The sequence below is a fragment of the Duganella aquatilis genome (assembly GCF_009674565.1).
Lineage (GTDB): Bacteria > Pseudomonadota > Gammaproteobacteria > Burkholderiales > Burkholderiaceae_D > Rugamonas > Rugamonas aquatilis.
In genome coordinates this window covers 139,970-160,542 of sequence record NZ_WKJL01000013.1, presented here as the reverse complement: position 1 = coordinate 160,542, position 20,573 = coordinate 139,970, and the positions used below count along the sequence as shown (strand labels likewise).

15 protein-coding genes are annotated in these 20,573 nt (G+C 62.5%); all 15 read left to right on the top strand.

Annotated elements, in window-relative coordinates; genetic code table 11:
- The first annotated feature begins 49 nt into the window (after nucleotides 1-49).
- The 15 genes from GJ698_RS18170 to GJ698_RS18100 all read left to right on the top strand — a co-directional run bounded on the left by GJ698_RS18170 (nucleotide 50) and on the right by GJ698_RS18100 (nucleotide 20,521).
- Nucleotides 50-1,108, top strand: a complete 1,059-nt coding sequence (locus tag GJ698_RS18170) for an aldose epimerase family protein (RefSeq protein ID WP_154359260.1) — start codon at nucleotides 50-52, stop codon at nucleotides 1,106-1,108.
- A gap of 131 nt (nucleotides 1,109-1,239) precedes the next feature.
- The gene (locus GJ698_RS18165) at nucleotides 1,240-2,982 is read left to right on the top strand and encodes an IlvD/Edd family dehydratase (protein ID WP_154359259.1); all 1,743 of its coding nucleotides are present in this window, start codon (nucleotides 1,240-1,242) and stop codon (nucleotides 2,980-2,982) included.
- A 14-nt stretch (nucleotides 2,983-2,996) separates the two neighbouring features.
- Nucleotides 2,997-3,989, top strand: coding sequence for an AraD1 family protein (araD1, locus tag GJ698_RS18160; protein ID WP_154359258.1), 993 nt, complete (start codon nucleotides 2,997-2,999; stop codon nucleotides 3,987-3,989).
- Nucleotides 3,986-5,554: an aldehyde dehydrogenase (NADP(+)) gene (locus tag GJ698_RS18155; protein ID WP_154359257.1), complete on the top strand. Its 1,569-nt coding sequence runs from the start codon at nucleotides 3,986-3,988 to the stop codon at nucleotides 5,552-5,554. Before araD1 ends, GJ698_RS18155 begins: the two co-directional genes overlap by 4 nt.
- Before the next feature lie 25 nt (nucleotides 5,555-5,579).
- Nucleotides 5,580-6,347, top strand: a complete 768-nt coding sequence (locus tag GJ698_RS18150) for an SDR family NAD(P)-dependent oxidoreductase (protein ID WP_154359256.1) — start codon at nucleotides 5,580-5,582, stop codon at nucleotides 6,345-6,347.
- Nucleotides 6,348-6,433: 86 nt separating this feature from the next.
- On the top strand, nucleotides 6,434-8,368 hold the full coding sequence (locus tag GJ698_RS18145) for a glycoside hydrolase family 97 protein (RefSeq protein ID WP_154359255.1): 1,935 nt from the start codon (nucleotides 6,434-6,436) through the stop codon (nucleotides 8,366-8,368).
- An 18-nt stretch (nucleotides 8,369-8,386) separates the two neighbouring features.
- The gene (locus GJ698_RS18140; RefSeq protein WP_154359254.1) at nucleotides 8,387-9,937 is read left to right on the top strand and encodes an alpha-N-arabinofuranosidase; all 1,551 of its coding nucleotides are present in this window, start codon (nucleotides 8,387-8,389) and stop codon (nucleotides 9,935-9,937) included.
- Nucleotides 9,938-9,941: 4 nt separating this feature from the next.
- Nucleotides 9,942-11,465 (top strand): glycoside hydrolase family 43 protein, encoded by a 1,524-nt coding sequence (locus GJ698_RS18135; RefSeq protein WP_371865373.1) that lies wholly within the window; start codon nucleotides 9,942-9,944, stop codon nucleotides 11,463-11,465.
- A 12-nt stretch (nucleotides 11,466-11,477) separates the two neighbouring features.
- The gene (locus tag GJ698_RS18130) at nucleotides 11,478-12,491 is read left to right on the top strand and encodes an arabinan endo-1,5-alpha-L-arabinosidase (protein ID WP_154359253.1); all 1,014 of its coding nucleotides are present in this window, start codon (nucleotides 11,478-11,480) and stop codon (nucleotides 12,489-12,491) included.
- Entirely contained in the window at nucleotides 12,491-14,944 is a 2,454-nt protein-coding gene (locus GJ698_RS18125) for a glycoside hydrolase family 127 protein (protein ID WP_229260051.1), read from the top strand. The genes GJ698_RS18130 and GJ698_RS18125 overlap by 1 nt, the downstream gene beginning before the upstream one ends.
- A gap of 109 nt (nucleotides 14,945-15,053) precedes the next feature.
- Nucleotides 15,054-16,019, top strand: coding sequence for an ABC transporter substrate-binding protein (locus GJ698_RS18120; RefSeq protein WP_154359252.1), 966 nt, complete (start codon nucleotides 15,054-15,056; stop codon nucleotides 16,017-16,019).
- Nucleotides 16,020-16,023: 4 nt separating this feature from the next.
- On the top strand, nucleotides 16,024-17,562 hold the full coding sequence (locus GJ698_RS18115; RefSeq protein WP_154359251.1) for a sugar ABC transporter ATP-binding protein: 1,539 nt from the start codon (nucleotides 16,024-16,026) through the stop codon (nucleotides 17,560-17,562).
- Entirely contained in the window at nucleotides 17,555-18,580 is a 1,026-nt protein-coding gene (locus tag GJ698_RS18110; protein ID WP_307766657.1) for an ABC transporter permease, read from the top strand. Before GJ698_RS18115 ends, GJ698_RS18110 begins: the two co-directional genes overlap by 8 nt.
- Nucleotides 18,580-19,542, top strand: a complete 963-nt coding sequence (yjfF, locus tag GJ698_RS18105; protein WP_154359249.1) for a galactofuranose ABC transporter, permease protein YjfF — start codon at nucleotides 18,580-18,582, stop codon at nucleotides 19,540-19,542. The genes GJ698_RS18110 and yjfF overlap by 1 nt, the downstream gene beginning before the upstream one ends.
- A gap of 37 nt (nucleotides 19,543-19,579) precedes the next feature.
- Nucleotides 19,580-20,521, top strand: a complete 942-nt coding sequence (locus GJ698_RS18100; protein ID WP_154359298.1) for a glycoside hydrolase family 43 protein — start codon at nucleotides 19,580-19,582, stop codon at nucleotides 20,519-20,521.
- Nucleotides 20,522-20,573: the final 52 nt, after the last annotated feature.

Sequence of the window (20,573 nt, the reverse complement as noted above, 5' to 3'; positions counted from 1 at the left end):
CGGCGTGGAAGCATATTCCCGCCGGCCGCCGCGTCATTAAAGAGTCAACATGCAAGCAACGATTACTGAATCCCCCTTTGGCGCACTGGCGGACGGCCGCGAAGCCACGCTCTACACGCTGACCAACGCCAACGGCATGGTGGCGAAGATCAGCAACCTTGGCGGCGTGATCGCCGAACTGCACGTGCCGGACCGCGACGGCGTGCTGGCCGACGTCTGCCACGGCTTCGACAACGTCGCCGCCTATATGGGCGAATCGAACTACTTCGGCGCGCTGATCGGCCGCTACGGCAACCGCATCGCCAACGGCCGCTTCACGCTGGACGGCGAGACCTTTCAGCTGGACCTGAACGACGGCGCCAATCACCTGCACGGCGGCGCCGAGGGCTTCCACCGCAAACTGTGGGATGCCGAAACCTTCAACACGCCCAAGTCCGTGGGCCTGATCCTGAGCTACGTCAGCCCGGACGGCGATCAGGGCTACCCTGGCAATGCCGAAATCACCGTCATCTACGAACTGCGTGACAATAACGAACTGCGTATCGCTTTCCACGCCGTCGCCGACAAGGCCACGCCGATGAACCTGACCAACCACGCCTATTTCAACCTGGCCGGCAAGGGCGATATCCTGGGTCACGAGCTGACCATTTTCGGCGACGCCTATACGCCGGTGGGCAGCGGCCTGATTCCGGTGGGCGCGCCGGCGGCGGTCGAAGGCACGCCGTTCGACTTCCGCACGCCGCACACCATCGGCGAACGGATCGGCCAAAAGGATGAGCAACTGGGTTACGGCTCGGGCTACGACCATAACTTCGTGCTGAATAAATCCGCTGAAAAAGCGCTGGAAGTGGCGGCCCGCGTGGTCGACCGCGCGTCCGGCCGGGTGCTGGAAGTGCTGTCGCAGGAGCCGGGTATCCAGTTCTACAGCGGCAACTTCCTCGATGATAGCATCAGCGGAAAAGGGCGCATCTACGGCTATCGCAGCGGTTTCTGTCTCGAACCGCAGCACTTCCCGGATTCGCCGAACCGCGCCGACTTTCCCTCGGCGATCCTGCGTCCGAACGAGGAGTATTCGACGGTGATGGCTTACCGCTTCTCGACGGTCTAGGTATATCGATTTTGGTATCGATATCGATAAACATTTTATTGGAAAGTTATCTCAGTACATCTTAGTATGCCTAATCGATGCGGGGGCGTGACATTCAGGCTCCCGCACAGGAAAATACTGAGGAGAAATGCATGTCTGAGAATGACAAAAAGGTGAAGCTGCGCTCCGCCGAGTGGTTTGGTACCCAGGACAAAAACGGCTTCATGTATCGCAGCTGGATGAAAAATCAGGGGATTCCTGATCACGAATTCGAAGGCAAGCCGATCATCGGCATCTGTAACACCTGGTCTGAACTGACCCCCTGCAACGCCCACTTCCGCAAACTGGCGGAACACGTCAAGCGCGGCATCTACGAAGCCGGCGGCTTCCCGGTCGAATTCCCGGTCTTCTCCAACGGCGAATCGAACCTGCGTCCCACCGCGATGTTGACCCGTAACCTGGCGTCGATGGACGTCGAAGAATCCATACGCGGCAATCCGATGGACGGCGTCGTCCTGCTGGTCGGCTGCGACAAGACCACACCGGCGCTGCTGATGGGCGCCGCCTCGGTCGACATTCCGACCATCGTCGTCACCGGCGGCCCGATGCTGAACGGTAAACTGAACGGCAAGAACATCGGCTCCGGCACCGCCGTCTGGCAGCTGCACGAGCAGGTCAAGGCTGGCGAAATTTCGATGCACGATTTCATCGGCGCCGAAGCGGGCCACTCGCGTTCCGCCGGCACCTGCAACACCATGGGCACCGCGTCGACCATGGCCTGCATGGCCGAATCGCTGGGCACCTCGCTGCCACACAATGCCGCCATTCCCGCCGTCGATGCGCGCCGCTACGTGCTGGCGCATATGTCGGGCATCCGCATCGTCGAAATGGTGAAGCAGGATCTGAAGTTGTCGAAGATCCTGACCAAGGAGAATTTTGAAAATGCGATCCGCGTCAACGCCGCCATCGGCGGTTCGACCAACGCCGTGATCCACCTGAAGGCCATCGCCGGCCGTATCGGTGTCGATCTGGAACTGGAAGACTGGACCCGCGTGGGACGCGGCACGCCGACCATCGTCGACCTGCTGCCATCGGGCCGCTTCCTGATGGAAGAGTTCTATTACGCCGGCGGCCTGCCGGGGGTGATCCGCCGCATGGGCGACGGTAACATCCTGCCGCATCCGAATGCGCTGACCGTCAACGGCAAGACCATCTGGGAAAACTGCCACGATGCGCCGATCTGCGACGAGGAAGTCATCCGCACGCTGGACAATCCGATCCGCAAGGACGGCGGCATCTGCATTTTGCGCGGCAACCTGGCGCCGCGCGGCGCGGTGCTGAAGCCATCGGCCGCCACGCCGGAGCTGATGCAGCATCGCGGCAAGGCCGTGGTGTTCGAGGACTTCGAGCATTACAAGTCGCGCATCATGGACCCGAATCTGGAGGTGGACAAGGACTCGGTGCTGGTGATGAAGAACTGCGGCCCGAAAGGTTATCCGGGCATGGCGGAAGTGGGCAATATGGGCCTGCCGCCCAAGCTGCTGGCGGCTGGCGTCAAGGACATGGTGCGGATTTCGGATGCGCGCATGTCGGGCACGGCCTACGGCACCGTGGTGCTGCACGTGGCGCCGGAAGCCATGGCCGGCGGCCCGCTGGGCATCGTCAAGGACGGCGACTGGATCACGCTCGATTGCGCCGGCGGTTTGCTGAACCTGGAGATTTCGGACGAAGAGATGGCGGCACGCCAGGCGGTCCGCGTGCAGGGCAGTGCGCCGGGGCCGAAGACCGGCTACCAGCAGCTGTACATCGAGCACGTGCTGCAGGCCGACGAAGGCTGCGACTTCGACTTCCTGGTCGGGAATCGCGGCTCCGCCGTGCCACGCCACTCGCATTAATCCGGAGATTCTTCATGCTACTCGTACAATTCAAGAACGAACAAGGCGCGCGCCAGGTCGGCGTGCTGGAACAGAACACCATCCGCATCATCGACGGCTACAGCACCACCTACGCGCTGGCCCAGGATGCGATCCGCAAATCGGTCGGCCTGGCTGCGCTGGTGGATAAATCGGTCGGCGCGCAAACCGCGGCCTTCGACGCCGTGGCTGCTGCCGGTCGCCTGCTGTCGCCGCTGGATCACACCGACGACGCTCACACCTACGTCACCGGCACCGGCCTGACCCACCTGGGCAGCGCCGACACTCGCGACGCCATGCACAAGAAAATCGGCGGCGACGTCGAATCCCTGAGCGACTCCATGAAGATGTTTCGCATGGGCGTGGAAGGCGGCAAGCCAGCCGCCGGCAGCGCCGGCGTGCAGCCGGAATGGTTCTACAAGGGCGACGGCTCCATCGTTGCCGCCAGCGGCCAGGACCTGGCGATGCCGGACTTCGCGCTGGACGGCGGCGAAGAACCGGAAGTCGCCGGCCTGTATGTGATCGGCGACGACGGCCAGCCATACCGCGTCGGCTTCGCCATCGGTAACGAATTCTCGGACCACGTGACCGAACGCCAGAACTACCTGTATCTGGCGCACTCCAAGCTGCGCGTCTGCGGCCTGGGCCCGGCGCTGCTGGTCGGCGAAGCGCCAGCCAGCATCGAAGGCACCTCGCGCATTTACGACAAGGAAGGCAAGGTGCGCTGGGAGAAGCCATTCTTCAGCGGCGAACAGAATATGTCGCACACCATCGCCAACCTGGAACATCACCATTTCAAGTACCCGCTGTTCAGGCGTCCGGGCGACGTGCATGTGCATTTCTTCGGCACCGCCACCCTGAGCGTGGCCGACAACATTGTCGTGCAGCCTGGCGAAACCTTTGAAATCGACTCGCCGCAATTTGGTCCGGCCCTGCGCAACAAGCTGACCGTGTTTAAAACCGACGTCGCGAAAGTGAAAACACTATGAACATCACCGGTGATGCACTGATCGGCGGCAAAGCCGTCAAGGGCACGGGCGCTGGCGTCCGTGCTTACAATCCGGCGCTGGGCCAGGTCATCGAGCCTGAGTTCCGCACCGTGGACGCATCGCAGATCGACCTGGCCTGCCGCCTGGCCGATGAGGCGTTCGATACCTTCCGTGCGCTGAGCGACGACAAGCGCGCCTACTTCCTCGAAACCATCGGCGACCAGATCATGGAGCTGGGCGATGAGCTGGTGGAGCGCGTGATGGCGGAAACCAGCCTGCCACGCGTCCGCATCGAGGGAGAGCGTGGCCGCACCGTCGGTCAGCTGAAAATGTTTGCCAACCTGCTGCGCGAAGGCTCGTGGCACGATGTACGCTTTGATAAAGCGCTGCCGGACCGGACGCCGCCGCGTCCCGACCTGCGGATGCGCATGATCGGCCTTGGCCCTGTGGCTGTTTTCGCGGCCAGTAACTTCCCGTTGGCGTTTTCTGTGGCCGGTGGCGACACCGCGTCGGCACTGGCCGCCGGCTGCCCGGTGGTGCTGAAGGCGCACTTTGCGCATCCAGGCACCTCGGAGCTGGTCGGCCGCGCCGTTGTGAAAGCTGTCGAGATCTGCGGCCTGCCGGCTGGCGTGTTCTCGCTGCTGACCGGCGTTGGCAATGAGCTGGGTATTGAACTGGTGCGTCATCCGGCCATCAAGGCGGTCGGCTTCACCGGCTCGCGTGGCGGCGGTATGGCGTTGATGGCCGCTGCGGCCGCGCGTCCGGTACCGATTCCGGTGTATGCCGAAATGAGTTCGATCAATCCGGTGTTCCTGCTGCCGGAAGCGCTGAAAAACCGCGCCGAAGACATCGCCGCTGGTTTCGCCGGCTCGCTGACCTTGGGCGTGGGCCAGCTGTGCACCAATCCTGGCCTGGTGCTGGCGATCGCCGGTCCTGATCTGGACCGCTTCACCGCGGCAGCGTCGCAAGCGCTGGTGGGCGGCGCGGCCTGCTCGATGCTGTCGCCGGGGATCGCCGGCAACTTCGCGCGCGGCGTCAGCCAGCTGGCGGAGCATGCGGATGTGAAGACGCTGGCACTGGCGCCGCAGGCGGAAGGCAAGGGGGCTCCGGCGTTGTTCGTGTCGAGCGCCGCATCGTTCCTGTCGCAGCATGCGCTGCAGGAAGAGATCTTTGGACCGGCTTCACTGGTGGTGGCGTGCAAGGACGTGGCGGAACTGCGCCAGGTTGCGGAGAAGCTGGAAGGCCAGCTGACCGCCACGCTGCAAATGGACGAGGGCGACCTGGAAGCGGCGCAGTCTCTGCTGCCGGTGCTGGAGCGTAAAGTCGGCCGCATTCTGGCGAACGGCTATCCGACCGGCGTGGAAGTGTGCAGCGCCATGGTGCACGGCGGTCCGTTCCCATCGACTTCGGACGGCCGCTCGACGTCGGTCGGCACGGGCGCGATTTCGCGCTTTCTGCGTCCGGTGAGCTACCAGAACCTGTCGCAGGCCTTGCTGCCTGAAGTCCTGCGCGACAACGGCTCGGCCACCTGGCTGCGCCGCGATGGCGAGCTAACCCGCAAATAAAAAAGACGTACATAACGGAGACTGTATGACACAACTGGCCAAGTTCGGCAGCCTGCGCGGCAAGCGCGTATTCATCACCGGCGGCGGCACCGGCATCGGCGAAGCGATGGTGATCTCGTTCGCCGAGCAAGGCGCGCAAGTCGCCTTCGTCGATATCGCCCGCGATCCCAGCCTGGCGCTGATACGCCGCGTGAAGGAAGCCGGCTATCCCGAACCGCTGTTCCGCCAGTGCGACATCACAGACATCCCGGCGTTGCAAGCCACGATGACCGAACTATCTGGCCTTGTCGGCGACTTCGACGTCCTGGTGAACAACGCCGCCAACGACCAGCGCCACGAAACCGCCGACGTCACGCAGGAATTCTGGGACAAGTGCATCGCCGTCAACCAGCGGCCGATGTTCTTTACCTGCCAGGCGGTGTTGGAAGGCATGAAGAAGAAGGGCGCCGGCTCCATCATCAACGTTGGCTCGATCTCATGGCACGTCAAGAATGCCGGCTATCCAGCCTACGCCACCACCAAGGCCGCGACGCATGGCCTGACACGCGGCCTGGCGCGTGAGTTCGGTGCGCACGGCATCCGCGTCAATACCGTCACGCCAGGCTGGGTGATGACCCAGCGCCAGATCGATTTGTGGCTGGACGATGCCGGCGAAGACGACATCAAGCGCAACCAGTGCCTGCAAAACAAACTGATGCCGCAGCACGTCGCATCGATGGTGCTGTTCCTGGCCGCCGACGACGGCGCCATGTGCACCGCGCAGGAATTCATCGTCGACGCAGGCTGGGTATAAACCGCCTGCAGTAGCACCGTTCGCCCCCGGAGACACCGCACATCGATGCGGCGGGGTATAGCAACCATAGAAAAAATGGTAGGAACATGGTGAAGACAACCGTAGTCACGGCGCTGACCTGCGCCGCCGCATCGCTCGCATCCATCGCGCAGGCCGCCCCGCAAAACACCGCGCTTCGCAGCCCGGATCAGCACATCGCCGTCACCGTCAGCGAAACAGACGGCGCGTTAAAGTACGCCATCGCCCGCGACGGCAAGCCTGTGCTGCTGGCCTCCGACCTTGGCCTACAACTCGCCGGCGCCAACCTGACCGACGATCTGACGCTGACCGCCACAAGCGCCCCACACCTGGTGGAAGACCACTACCAGATGGCCGTCGGCAAACGCAAGGACATCAGCTACCGCGCCAACGAACAAACCTGGTCGCTGCAAAACGCCCGACAGCAAAAGATCGACATCACCTTCCGCGTATCGAACGATGGCGTCGCCTTCCGCTACGTGGTCGCCGAGCCGTCGCTGCCGCTGAAAAAGCTGGTGCAGGAACACACCACCTTCGCGTTGCCGGCCGGCGCCAAGGCCTGGCTGCAACCGATGTCCGTCGCGCAAACCGGTTGGAGCGACACCAATCCCTCCTACGAAGAGCACTACCAGATGGAGATCCCGGCCGGCACCAGGTCGCCGACCGAGGCGGGCTGGGTCTTTCCTGCACTGTTCAAGGCCGGCGCCAACTGGATCGCCATCTCGGAAGCGAATATGGATGGCACCTGGCAAGCCTCCCGCCTGGCGCAGGACTCCAGCGGCGGCAAATACAGCATCGGCAATCCCATGTCCGCGGAGGTCTACACCAATGGCGGCCTGATGGCGGAAGTGGAAGGCACGCTCACCTCGCCGTGGCGCGTTATCGCCCTCGGTTCGCTGGCAATCGTCACCAACTCCACGCTGGGCACCGACCTGGCCGCACCGGCGGTCGCCTTTGACGCCTCGCGCGTCAAGCCAGGGCATGCCTCCTGGAGCTGGGCCATCCTGAAAGACGATTCCATCGTCTACGACGTACAGAAGAAATTCATCGACTACGCCGCCGACATGCATTGGGATTACACCCTGATTGACGTCAACTGGGACCGCAACATCGGCTATGACAAGATCAAGGAACTGGCCGACTACGCGGCGACGAAAAACGTTGGCCTCATCCTCTGGTACAACTCGTCCGGTGCATGGAACAAAACCGAATACTCACCGAAGGGCCAACTGCTCACGCACGAGCAGCGCATCAAGGAGTTCCAGCGCCTGCGCGACATCGGCATCAAAGGCCTGAAAATCGACTTCTTTGCCGGCGATGGCCAGTCGATGATCGCCTACTACAACAACATCCTGCGCGACGCCGCGGACGCCGGCCTGCTGCTCAACTTCCACGGTTCCACGCTGCCGCGCGGCTGGGCGCGCACCTGGCCCAACCTGATGACGATGGAAGCGATACGCGGCTTCGAGTACACCACCTTCGAACAGAAGGACCAGGACCTGATGCCCAGCCACGCCGCCATGCTGCCGTTCACGCGCAACCTGTTCGACCCGATGGATTTCACACCGGTGGTGTTCGGCGATATTCCCAACATCAGGCGCGCCAGCCGCAACGGCTTTGAACTGGCCACGTCGGTGCTGTACCTGTCCGGCATCCAGCACTTCGCCGATACGCCGGAAGGCATGGCGACGGCGCCGGCCTACGTCAAGCAGTTCCTGCAAAACCTGCCGCGCAGCTGGGACGACAGCCGGCTGGTGGACGGCTATCCCGGCAAATACGTCGTGATCGCGCGCCGCGCCGGCGACACCTGGTATATCGCCGGCATCAACGCCACCACGGCCGATAAAACGCTGGCGCTGGACCTGTCCTTTGTCGGCAAAAAACAAGGCGTCGTCATCACCGACGGCGAAGGCGGGCGTGATTTCAGCCAGCGCAGCATCGCTGCCGGCAAAAAAGTAGTCGTAACCATCAAGCCGCATGGCGGCTTTGTCATCCAACTATAAAATCAAGGAGACGGAGATATGAATCAAATCCAACGCGGCGTACTCGCCCTGTGCATGCTGGCTTCCGGCGGCGCTTTCGCGGCCGATGCGGTCAGCCTGACCATCGACGCCGCCAGGCCGGGCGCCGTCATCAACAAGGACGTCTACGGCCAGTTCGCCGAACACCTGGGCACCGGCATCTATGAAGGCCTGTGGGTTGGCCCGAAATCGAAGATCCCGAACACCAAGGGCTGGCGTAACGACGTGGTCGGCGCGCTGAAGAACATCCACGTGCCGCTGGTACGCTGGCCGGGCGGCTGCTTCGCCGACGAATACCACTGGCGCGACGGCATCGGCGCGCGCGAGAAGCGTCCGGTCAACGTCAACACCAACTGGGGCGGCGTGGATGAATCCAACGCCGTCGGCACGCACGAATTCTTTGACCTGGTCGAGATGCTGGGCGCGGATGCCTACGTCAACGGCAACCTTGGCACCGGCAGCGCGCAGGAGATGTCGGAGTGGATCGAGTACATGACCTCCGACAGCAAGTCCACGCTGGCCAATATGCGCCGCAAGAATGGCCATGACAAGCCGTTCAAGGTGGCTTACTTCGCGGTGGGTAACGAAGCCTGGGGCTGCGGCGGCAATATGAGTCCGCAGTACTACTCGGACGTGTACAAGCAGGTGGAGACCTTCCTGCGCGCGCCCAAGCAGTATCGTCCGAAGATCATCGCCAGCGGCGGCAACGACAATGATGTGACGTGGTCCGAAGTCCTGAGCAAGGAGCTGAAGAAGCAGACCGACGGCATCAGCTTCCACTACTACACCATCCCGACCGGCAAGTGGGAAGTGAAAGGGGCTTCCACCGGTTTCCAGGAAAACGAATGGATCTCCACCCTGGCCAACACGCTGCGCATGGAAAGCCATATCCAGAAGAACAGCGCCGCCATGGACAAGAACGACCCGGAGAAAAAACTGGGCCTGTTCGTCGACGAGTGGGGCACCTGGTATGACGTGGAGAAGGGCACCAATCCCGGCTTCCTGTTCCAGCAGAATACCCTGCGCGATGCGGTGGTTGCGGCGCTTAACTTCAACATCTTCCACGCTCACGCGGAACGCGTGCGCATGACGAATATCGCGCAGATGGTCAATGTGCTGCAGTCGATGATCATCACCGACAAGGACAGGATGCTGCTGACGCCTACCTACTATACCTACCAGATGTACGTGCCGTTCCAGGGCGCGACTTCGCTGCCGGTGACGCTCAAGGATAATCCGGACTATAGCGCGGGCGGCTTCAAGGTGCCGGAGATTAGCGCTTCGGCTGCGCGCGGCACGGATGGCAAGCTGTATCTGGCGCTGGTGAACACCAATCCGAACAAGGATGCCGATGTGGCGCTGAATATTCCAGGCCAGGCGATCAAGGCGGTGAAGGGCAGCGTGCTGACTTCCTCGGCAATGGACACCCATAACACCTTCCAGTCGCCGAACGCGATCAAGCCTGCACCGTTCAGCGCCGCCGCTGGCGCCGATGGCAAGCTGACCGTCAGGATTCCGGCCAAGGCCGTGATCGTGGTGGCGGTGGAGTAAGCGCGTGGACGATATCCTGATCACACGCCGCAGAGTCGTTGTCGGCGGCGTTGCGCTGCTGTTGACAGGTTGCGGCGGCGGCGGAGGCGGCGGCACGGCCGCAGCCACTTCAATGACTTCGCCGACGACAACACCGACGCCGACACCAACCGCCATCACGTTCGCCGACGCTTCGGTCCACGATCCATCCGTCATCAAGGTGGACGGCACGTTCTACGTATTCGGCTCGCACCTTGCCACCGCCAGGTCGACGGACCTGATGAACTGGACCAAGATCGCCGACAACGTCACCGCGACCAACCCGCTGTTCAACAACGTGATCACCGCGCTGGCCGACACCTTCGCCTGGGCGCAGGTGACCGACCTGTGGGCGCCGGACGTCGTGAAACTCGCGGATGGCAAGTTCTATCACTACTACTGCGCCTGCAAGGGCGACTCCCCGCGTTCGGCGCTCGGCGTCGCCGTGGCGGACAAGGTGGAAGGCCCGTACGTCAACAAGCAGATTCTGCTCAAGTCGGGCATGTGGGGCCTGCCGGGCGAAGACGGCGTCACCATCTACGATGCGCTGACAATGCCGAACGTGGTCGATCCGAACACCTTCTTCGACCAGAACGGCAAGCTGTGGATGATTTACGGCTCCTACTCGGGCGGCATCTTCATCCTGGAAATGGACGCCGCTACGGGTTTGCAGAAGCCGGGCCAAGGCTACGGCAAGCATCTGATGGGCGGCAACCACGCGCGCATCGAAGGCGCGTATGTGATGTACAGCCCGCAGTCGAAGTACTACTACCTGTTCACGTCCTTTGGCGGATTGGATGCCAACGGCGCTTACAACATGCGCGTTTCGCGATCGTTGAATCCGGACGGTCCGTATCTGGATGCGAAGGGCAACGACATGGCCAACGTCAAGGCCAATCCCGCGCTGCCGCTGTTTGACGATGCATCGATCGCGCCATACGGCCAGAAGATCATGGGCAATCACCAGTTCGCCCTGGCGGCCGGCGAGACGGGAACGCCGCTGGGCTACGTGTCGCCGGGCCACAATTCGGCCTATTACGAAGCGTCCACCGGCCAGTACTTCCTGATCTTCCACACGCGCTTTCCCGGCACCGGTGAGCTGCACCAGATCCGCGTGCATGAGATGTTCATCAATGTCGACGGCTGGCTGGTGGTGTCGCCGTTCCGCTACGCGCCGCTGAGCAAGAACTCGACCGCGCTGTCGGCGGAAGTGACAGCGGCCGATGCGGCGGGCACGTACAAGATGATCAACCACGGCAAGGACATCTCGACCACGCTCAAGGCGTCGCAGAATGTGATGCTGGCGGCGGATGGCACGGTGTCCGGCACGGCCAGCGGTACATGGAAGCATAACGGCAGCAACAAGATCACCATTGCACTTGGCGCCACCGGGACTTTCGTTGGCGTGCTGTCGCGTCAGTGGAATACCAACGCCAGTGCGTTTGTGGTGACGTGGACGGCGCAATCGGCGGACGGCGTGTCCATCTGGGGCGCGCGGACCGGCAACTAAACGGAGCACACAATGAAGTATGTTTTATCGACGGTAGCGTTAGCGCTGGCCGCAATGGCTTGTCCGGCCAAGGAAGTAAGCGTGCACGATCCGGTGATGGCCAAGGAAGGCGATACCTACTACGTGTTCAGCACGGGGCCGGGCATCACCTTCTACAGCTCCAAGGATCTGAAGAACTGGACGCCGGAGGGCCGCGTGTTCAAGGGCCAGCCGACGTGGGCGAAGAAGGCCGCGCCGACGTTTGACGACCATATCTGGGCGCCGGACGTGCAGTTCCATGACGGGAAATACTATCTGTACTATTCCGTATCGGGCTTTGGCAAGAACACGTCCGGCATCGGCGTCACCGTCAATAAAACGCTGAATCCGCGCTCGCCGGATTATCGCTGGGAGGACCAGGGCATGGTGCTGCAGTCGGTGCCGGTGCGCGACGACTGGAACGCCATCGATCCGAATGTGATCGAGGACGGCAAGGGCAATGCCTGGATGTCGTTCGGCTCCTTCTGGAGCGGTTTGAAGCTGGTGAAGCTGAACAAGGACTGGACCGGCCTGGCCGAGCCGCAGGAGTGGCATGCCATCGCCAGTCGCACCAGCGGCGAGGCCGCAGCCACCGAGAAGGCCGGGCCGGGCGAGATCGAGGCGCCGTTCATCTTCAGGAAGGGCGATTACTACTACCTGTTCGTATCTTTCGGCTTGTGCTGCAGGAAGGCTGACAGCACCTATCACGTGATGGTCGGCCGCTCGAAGGAGGTGACCGGGCCTTATGTGGACAAGAACGGCGTCGATATGCTGAAGGGCGGTGGCTCGCTGCTGATCGCCGGCGACAAGGACTGGAAGGGGCTGGGGCACAACAGCGCCTATACCATGGACGGCAAGGATTATCTGGTGCTGCATGCTTACGAGACGGCGGACAATTACCTGCAAAAGCTGAAGATCATGGAGATGAAGTTTGACGCCGCCGGCTGGCCAGGCGTCGATCAGGCGGATCTGAACAAGTATCGCAGCAACCAGCTGCCGGCGAAATAATGGCCGGCCAGTCCTCGCGCCGCCGCGCGCTGAAGATGGCCGCCGGCGCGGCAGCCACGGTCGCGTCGCACGGAGTTTTCGCCGATGGCGCAACCACCTTGGCCGCGCAGCAAGGCACGCGCGCGGCTGCGCTGGGCGGCGGTGCAGCCGCGCACGAAAGCGCTCAGATCGCGCTGTTCCCGCTGAACGCCGTGCGTCTCGGCCCAAGCCCATTCCTGGAAGCCCAGCAGACCGACCTGCGCTACATCCTCTCTCTGGACGCCGACCGCCTGCTGGCCCCATTCATGCGCGAAGCCGGCCTGCCGCTCAAGCAGCCAACCTACGGCAACTGGGAGTCCAGCGGCCTCGATGGCCACATGGGCGGCCACTATCTGTCCGCGCTGGCCCTGATGTGCGCCGCCACCGGCGACCGCGAAGTCCTCAAGCGCCTGAACTATTTCGTTGCAGAACTCAAGCGCTGCCAGCAAGCCAATGGTGACGGCTATATCGGCGGCGTTCCCGGCGGCGCCAGCGCGTGGCGCGAAATCGCCCAGGGAAAACTCCAGGCTGACAACTTCTCGGTCAACGGCAAGTGGGTCCCCTGGTACAACCTGCACAAGACCTACGCCGGCCTGCGCGATGCCTACACCTACGCCGGCAACCAGGAAGCGCGCGCCATGCTGATCGCCCTGTGCGACTGGACGCTGGACCTGACCTCGCACCTGACCGAAGAACAGATGCAAGCCATGCTGCGGGCGGAACACGGCGGCATGAACGAAGTTCTGGCCGATGTCGCGCAAATGACCGGCCAGCAGAAATACATGGACCTCGCTATCCGCTTTTCGCACCAGGCCATCCTGCAGCCGCTGGAAGACGGCAAGGACCAGCTCACCGGCCTGCACGCCAACACGCAGATCCCGAAAGTCATCGGCTTCAAGCGCATTGGCGACGTCACGTCGCGCCGCGACTGGCAGCGGGCGGTGGCGTTCTTCTGGCAGACCGTCCACGATCACCGCACGGTCGCCATCGGCGGCAACAGCGTCAAGGAGCACTTCCACGACGACAAAGACTTCTCATCGATGATCGAAGAGGTCGAGGGGCCGGAGACCTGCAACACCTACAATATGCTCAAGCTCACCGAGCTGCTGTTCACCGGCGACGCCAAAGGCAGTTACGCCGACTACTACGAGCGCGCGCTGTACAACCATATCCTGTCGTCGCAGCGGCCGGGCAGCGGCGGCTTTGTCTACTTCACGCCGATGCGGCCGAATCACTACCGCGTCTATTCACAGCCGCAGAAAGCCATGTGGTGCTGCGTCGGCTCCGGCCTGGAAAGCCACGCCAAGTATGGAGAATTCATCTACGCGCATCGCGGCGACAGCTTGTACGTCAACCTGTTCATCCCATCCACGCTGGACTGGCGAGAGCAGGGCGTGCAAATCCGCCAGTCCAACCGCTTTCCGGATGAAGACAGCAGTACCATCACGGTCAAAGGCAACAAGACCTTCACAATGAAGATCCGCTATCCGGAGTGGGTGGCGCAGGGCGCGTTGCGCATCACCGTCAACGGCAAGCCGGTGGCTGCCGCCATCGGCGCGGATCGCTACCTCAACGTGCGCCGCCCCTGGCGTGACGGCGACAAGGTCGTCGTCTACCTGCCGATGACCACACGCCTGGAGCAGATGCCGGACAAATCCGCTTACTACGCTGTGCTGCACGGCCCGATGGTATTGGCGGCAAAAACCAATCCATTCCCCGGCGAGCAGCTGAACTACCTGGCCGACGACTCGCGCATGGGGCACATCGCCAGCGGTCCGGTATGCCCACTGGAGCAGGCGCCGGTGCTGGTGAGCGACAGCCCAGCCTTCGCCGGCCGCTTCCGGCCGGTGCCGGGCCGGCCGCTGACCTTCGCCGCGCCGGGACTGGTGCAGTCGCCCGGCGCCGGCCCGACCACCTTCGTGCCATTCTTCCGCGTGCACGATGCGCGCTACGTGGTCTACTGGCCGTATTCCACGCCGGGCGACCTGGCGCGCCGCCGCGCGCAAGCCGCACAGGACGAAAAAGAGCGTCTCGCGCTGGACGCCCAGACCATCGACCAGGTGGCGCCCGGCGAACAGCAGCCGGAATCCGATCACTTCTTCAAGGCCGAAGGCGCGGACGCCGGCATCAACAAGGGCAAGCACTGGCGCCACGCCACCAGCTGGTTCAGCTACGACCTGACCGACAAAAAAGGCGAAGCACGCATCCTGCGGCTGACATATTCAAAACTCGACGCCGGCCGCCGCTTCGATATCCTGATCAACGACAAGCTGCTGGCCGAAGTCCGGCTCGACGCCAGCGCCGCGCAGGAACTGTACACCCGCGATTACGCCATACCGCCCGGCGCCGTAGCGACTGGCAAGCTGGTAGTGAAGTTTGTCGCCCGCGATGGATCGGTCGCCGGAGGCCTGTACGGCCTGCGCCTGCTGCGCTGACATACCAAAAATGATATTGCAGAACGTGAAAATATCATTGGATAGATATTTGTGTTTCTCATAGTATTGATCCGAATAACACTATAAAAACTGATCAGGAGACATTGCCATGACCTTCCATCGCAGAACCGTACTGGCCACCGGCCTTGCCGCCGCCTTCATCCTTGGTGCGCCTGCCGCATTCGCCGCCAAGCCGCTGGTGATCGGCTTCTCGCAAGTGGGCGCCGAAAGCGAGTGGCGCACCGCGAACACTGTATCGATCAAGGACGCCGCGAAGAAGGAGGGCGTGACCCTCAAGTTCGCGGACGCCCAGCAAAAGCAGGAAAACCAGGTCAAGGCGATCCGCTCCTTCATCGCCCAGCGCGTGGACGTAATCGCGTTTTCGCCGGTCGTGGAATCGGGCTGGGACACGGTGCTGCTGGAAGCCAAGCGCGCCAGAATTCCCGTGATTCTGACCGACCGCGCCGTCAAGGTCAGCGATCCATCGCTGTACGTCAGCTTCCTCGGTTCGGACTTCGTGGAAGAAGGCCGTCGCGCCGGCAACTGGCTGGTCGAGCGTCAAAAGAAGACGCCTGATGCCGTTTTGAATATCGTTGAACTGCAAGGCACCGTGGGTTCCGCGCCTGCACTGGACCGCAAGAAGGGCTTTGAAGAAGCCATCGCCGGCAATGCGAAGCTGAAGGTAATCCGCTCGCAGACCGGCGACTTCACCCGCGCCAAGGGCAAGGAGGTGATGGAAGCCTTCCTCAAGGCCGAAGGCAAGAAGATCAACGTGCTGTATGCGCACAATGACGACATGGCCATCGGCGCGATCCAGGCGATCGAGGAAGCGGGACTGAAGCCGGGCAAGGACATCATCATCATTTCCATCGACGGCGTGAAGGGCGCGTTCGAAGCCATGATCGCCGGTAAGCTGAACGTGACGGTGGAATGCAATCCGCTGCTCGGCCCCCAGCTGATGCAGATCGCGAAGGATGTCGTCGCCGGCAAGGCGGTGCCGAAGCGCGTTGTGACGCAGGAAAGCGTGTTCCCGGCCGAAGTCGCGGCCAAGGAATTCCCGAACCGTAAATACTGATGCGATGACGATGATTTCTTCCGCACCCGCAGCCCCGGTGCTGGAGCTGCGCGGCATCAGCAAGGCCTTCACCGGTGTGCAGGCCTTGAATGGCGTGTCGCTCAATCTATTCCCCGGTGAAGTGCATACGCTGATGGGCCAGAACGGCGCCGGCAAGTCCACGCTGATCAAGGTGCTGACCGGCGTGTATGCGCCGGACCATGGGCAGATCCTGCTGGCCGGCCAGGCGATACAGCCGCAGTCCACGCTGGATGCGCAGAACCATGGCATCAGCACCGTATATCAGGAAGTGAACCTGTGCCCGAACTTGTCGGTCGCGGAGAACATCTTCATTGGCCGTTATCCGCGCAAACTTGGCCGCATCGACTGGCCGACCATGACCAGGCAGGCGACCGCGCTGCTGGAGCGGATGCAGATCCGGATCGATGTGACGCTGCCGCTGGCGCACTATCCGCTGGCCATCCAGCAGATGGTGGCCATTTCGCGCTCGCTGCTGGTGTCGGCCAAGGTGCTGATACTGGATGAGCCGACATCCTCGCTCGATGAAAAGGAAGTGGATCTGCTGTTCAGCGTTTTGCGCGGTCTGCGCGAGCAGGGCATGGCGATTCTGTTTGTGACGCACTTCCTGGATCAGACGTATGCGATTTCCGATCGCATCACGGTGATGCGCAACGGCGAGCGGGAAGGCGAGTACCTGGCTGCCGACCTGTCGCGCGTGGAACTGGTCAACAAGATGGTCGGTGCGCAGGTCGCCACCGAAGCTGCCGCGCCGCTTGCCGCTGCCGTGGCGGCCGAGCCGTCGCGCCGGCAATCCTTCCTGCGCGCGGTCGGTTTGAGCCGCAAGGGCGCGCTGCTGCCGATGGATCTGGACATTCACAAGGGCGAGTTGCTGGGACTTGCCGGCCTGCTGGGTTCCGGCCGCACGGAGGCCGCGCGCCTGCTGTTCGGCGCGGACAGGGCGGATGGCGGCACGATCGCCATCGACGGCAAGGAGCAAAGCTTCGCATCGCCGCGCGACGCCATCGCCGCTGGCATCGGTTTCTGCTCCGAGGACCGCAAGCACGAAGGCGCCATCCTCGAACTGTCGGTGCGCGAAAACCTGATCCTGGCGCTGCAGGCCCGCATGGGCATCATGCGCGCCATTCCCCTGAAACGCCAGCAGCAGCTGGCGGAAGAATACGTGAAGGCGCTGGGCATCAAGACCGCCAGCATTGAAACACCTATCGGTTCGCTCTCCGGCGGCAACCAGCAGAAGGTGCTGCTGGCGCGCTGGCTGGTGACCGATCCGAAGCTGCTGATCCTGGACGAGCCAACGCGCGGCATCGACGTCCGCGCCAAGCAGGAGATCATGGACTACGTGTCGGCCCTGTGCCGCAATGGCATGTCCATCCTGTTCATTTCGTCCGAACTGCCGGAAGTGCTGCGTGTGAGCGACCGTGTTGTCGTCATGCGCGACCGCAAGGCTGGCGGTGAGTATCCGCGCGGCGCGCTGGACGAAACCACCGTGCTGCACGTGATCGCGGCTGGAGATGAGAATGCATAAGTTGTTGCACCACCCTTTATTCCGTCCGCTGGCTGCATTGGCGATCCTGCTGCTGATCGACCTGGTCATGGTTCCCGGCTTCTTCCACCTGGAGATCAAGGACGGTCACCTGTACGGCAGCTTGATCGACATCGCCAACCGTGCCGCGCCGCTGATTCTCGCCGCCATCGGCATGACGCTGGTGATCGCCACGCGCGGCATCGACATTTCGGTCGGCGCCACGGTGGCCATCAGCGGCACGGTCGCGGCGATGCTCATAGGCGGCACCATGGTCATGCAAAACGGCGTGCCTGAATATGTCGCCAACACGCCGATGTGGCTTGCGCTGGCTGCCGCCTTGGGGGCGGCGCTGCTGTGCGGCGCATGGAACGGCGCGCTGGTGGCCGGTCTTGGCCTGCAGCCGATCGTCGCCACGCTGATCCTGATGGTGGCTGGGCGCGGACTGGCGCAGCTGTTCACCGATGGCCAGATCATTACGGTCTACTACAAGCCGTTCTTCTTCCTCGGCAGCGGCTACCTGTTTGGCTTGCCGTTCTCGCTGTACATCGTGGCCGCCGTGTTCATCGTCACCGCGCTGCTGCTGCGCCGGACCGCGCTTGGTCTGTTCATCCAGTCGGTCGGCATCAATCCGGTGGCGGCGCGGCTGGCCGGCTTGAAGACCGCGGTGCTGATCTTCTTCGTCTATGTTTTTTGCAGCGCGTGTGCAGGCGTGGCGGGATTGATGATCACTTCCAATATCAAGAGCGCGGACGCCAACAACGCCGGCCTGCTGCTGGAGCTGGACGCCATCCTGGCCGTGACGCTGGGCGGCACCTCGCTGGCCGGCGGTAAATTCAGCCTGGCCGGCAGCGTGATCGGCGCGCTGATCATTCAAACGCTGACCTACACCATCTATTCCATCGGCCTGCCGCCGGAGGTGAACATGGTGGTCAAGTCGGTGGTCGTGTTCCTGGTTTGCGTGTCGCAGTCCTCGGAGTTTAAAAACATGTGGCGCCGCAGCGTGCGAGGTAATGCGTAATGAAGTTCACGTCTTCGCCATACTTCACGTCGCTGATCACGGTGTTCCTGCTGGTGGTCCTGCTGGGCGCCGGCGGCGCCGCGTATCCGGGCTTCCTGTCGGTGCAGGTGTTGTTCAACCTGTTGATCGACAATGCCTTCCTGCTGGTGATCGCGGTCGGCATGAGCTTCGTCATCCTTTCCGGCGGCATCGACCTGTCGGTCGGCTCGGTGCTGGCGCTGACCACCATGATCTGTGCCTGGATGCTGCAAACCTGGCACTGGCCGCCGCTGCTGGTGATCGCCGTGGCGCTGGTGCTGGGCACGGTGTTCGGTGCGGCCATGGGCGCGTTGATCCATTATTTCAAGCTGCAGCCGTTCATTGTCACGCTGGCCGGCATGTTCCTGGCGCGCGGGCTGTGCTACCTGATCAGCATTAACTCGATCACCATCGACGACCCGTTCTTCGTCGCCATGTCGCAAACGCAGCTGCCGATCGGGGATTGCTTCCTGTCGCCGGGCGCGCTGATTGCCCTGGCCACCTTGGCGGCCGCCATCTACGTGGCGCACTGCACGCCGTTTGGCCGCGCCATTTACGCTGTCGGCGGCAATGAGCAGTCGGCGCTGATGATGGGGTTGCGCGTGGCGCGCACCAAGGTGCTGATCTACGCCTTCTCCGGTTTTTGCGCGGCGCTGGCCGGCGTGCTGTTCTCGTTCTACATGCTGTCCGGTTACGGCCTGCACGCGCAGGGCACGGAGCTGGATGCGATTGCCGCCGTGGTCATCGGCGGCACGCTGCTCAGCGGCGGCTACGGCTACGTGGCGGGCGCGCTGACCGGCGTGCTGGTGCTGGGTTCCATCCAGACGCTGATCGCGTTCGACGGCACGCTCAGTTCATGGTGGACCAAGATCGTCATCGGCGGCCTGCTGTTCGTCTTCTGCGTCGTGCAGCGCGTGATGACGATGCGCGGTAATAAAAAATAAACCTACAACAGTGGAGAGTATCTTGAAAAAGAGTTTGATGTTCGCGGCGGCGAGCCTGCTGGCTTGCACGGCGCACGCCGCCAATCCCATCCTGCCGAAGCTGTTCACCGCCGACCCGGCGGCGTTCGTGGAAAACGGCGTGGCCTATCTGTACGTCGGTCACGACCAGGCGTCGCCAACCGACAAGGACTACGTCATGAAGGAATGGCGCATGTACAGCAGCTGCGACATGAAGAACTGGACCGACCGTGGTTCGCCGATTGCGCCATCCGCCTTCAAATGGGCGATCGGCAAGGTGGATGCGTGGGCTGCCGACATCACCAAGCGCGATGGCAAATACTACTTCTACGCGACGGTGGATCACGCCAGCATTCCGGGTCGCGCCATCGGCGTTGCCGTCTCCGACAAGCCGGAAGGCCCGTTTGTCGACGCGCGCGGTTCGGCGCTCATCACCAACGACATGACGCTGGAAACGAAAATCGCCTGGGACGACATCGATCCGGCGATTTTCCAGGATGACGACGGCCAGGCCTATCTCTACTGGGGCAATTCGGTGCTGAAGTATGCGAAGCTGAAGCCGAACATGATCGAGCTGGATGGCCCGATTCACACTGTCGGGGTGGAGCGCTTTACCGAAGCTTCCTACCTGCACAAGCATAACGGCACCTACTACCTGTCCTACTCGCGCGAGTTCCCGGAGGAGACGGCCTACATGACCGGCCCAAGCGCCACTGGTCCGTGGAAGTACCAGGGCGTCATCATGTCGAAGAACGTCAAGGTCAAGACCATCCACCAGGCCATCATTGAGTTCAATGGCAAGAACTACATCATCTACCACAACGCCAAACTGCCGGGTGGCGGCGAGTACCGTCGTTCGGTGGCGATCGAGGAGTTTGCCTACAACGCCGACGGCACCATCCCGTTCATCAAGCAGACCAGGGAAGGCCCTGCGGCCAACCCTAGTGCTGCTTGCAAGTGATATCGATATAAACGATATTGTCCATTAATCAATATCGAACATGATATCATCA

Excerpts from the sequence above, each read along its gene's own strand:
- GJ698_RS18170 (WP_154359260.1), top strand. The coding sequence starts at position 50 with ATGCAAGCAACGATTACTGAATCCCCCTTTGGCGCACTGGCGGACGGC.
- GJ698_RS18165 (WP_154359259.1), top strand. The coding sequence starts at position 1,240 with ATGTCTGAGAATGACAAAAAGGTGAAGCTGCGCTCCGCCGAGTGGTTT.
- araD1 (WP_154359258.1), top strand. The coding sequence starts at position 2,997 with ATGCTACTCGTACAATTCAAGAACGAACAAGGCGCGCGCCAGGTCGGC.
- GJ698_RS18155 (WP_154359257.1), top strand. The coding sequence starts at position 3,986 with ATGAACATCACCGGTGATGCACTGATCGGCGGCAAAGCCGTCAAGGGC.
- GJ698_RS18150 (WP_154359256.1), top strand. The coding sequence starts at position 5,580 with ATGACACAACTGGCCAAGTTCGGCAGCCTGCGCGGCAAGCGCGTATTC.
- GJ698_RS18145 (WP_154359255.1), top strand. The coding sequence starts at position 6,434 with ATGGTGAAGACAACCGTAGTCACGGCGCTGACCTGCGCCGCCGCATCG.
- GJ698_RS18140 (WP_154359254.1), top strand. The coding sequence starts at position 8,387 with ATGAATCAAATCCAACGCGGCGTACTCGCCCTGTGCATGCTGGCTTCC.
- GJ698_RS18130 (WP_154359253.1), top strand. The coding sequence starts at position 11,478 with ATGAAGTATGTTTTATCGACGGTAGCGTTAGCGCTGGCCGCAATGGCT.
- GJ698_RS18125 (WP_229260051.1), top strand. The coding sequence starts at position 12,491 with ATGGCCGGCCAGTCCTCGCGCCGCCGCGCGCTGAAGATGGCCGCCGGC.
- GJ698_RS18120 (WP_154359252.1), top strand. The coding sequence starts at position 15,054 with ATGACCTTCCATCGCAGAACCGTACTGGCCACCGGCCTTGCCGCCGCC.
- GJ698_RS18115 (WP_154359251.1), top strand. The coding sequence starts at position 16,024 with ATGACGATGATTTCTTCCGCACCCGCAGCCCCGGTGCTGGAGCTGCGC.
- GJ698_RS18110 (WP_307766657.1), top strand. The coding sequence starts at position 17,555 with ATGCATAAGTTGTTGCACCACCCTTTATTCCGTCCGCTGGCTGCATTG.
- yjfF (WP_154359249.1), top strand. The coding sequence starts at position 18,580 with ATGAAGTTCACGTCTTCGCCATACTTCACGTCGCTGATCACGGTGTTC.
- GJ698_RS18100 (WP_154359298.1), top strand. The coding sequence starts at position 19,580 with ATGTTCGCGGCGGCGAGCCTGCTGGCTTGCACGGCGCACGCCGCCAAT.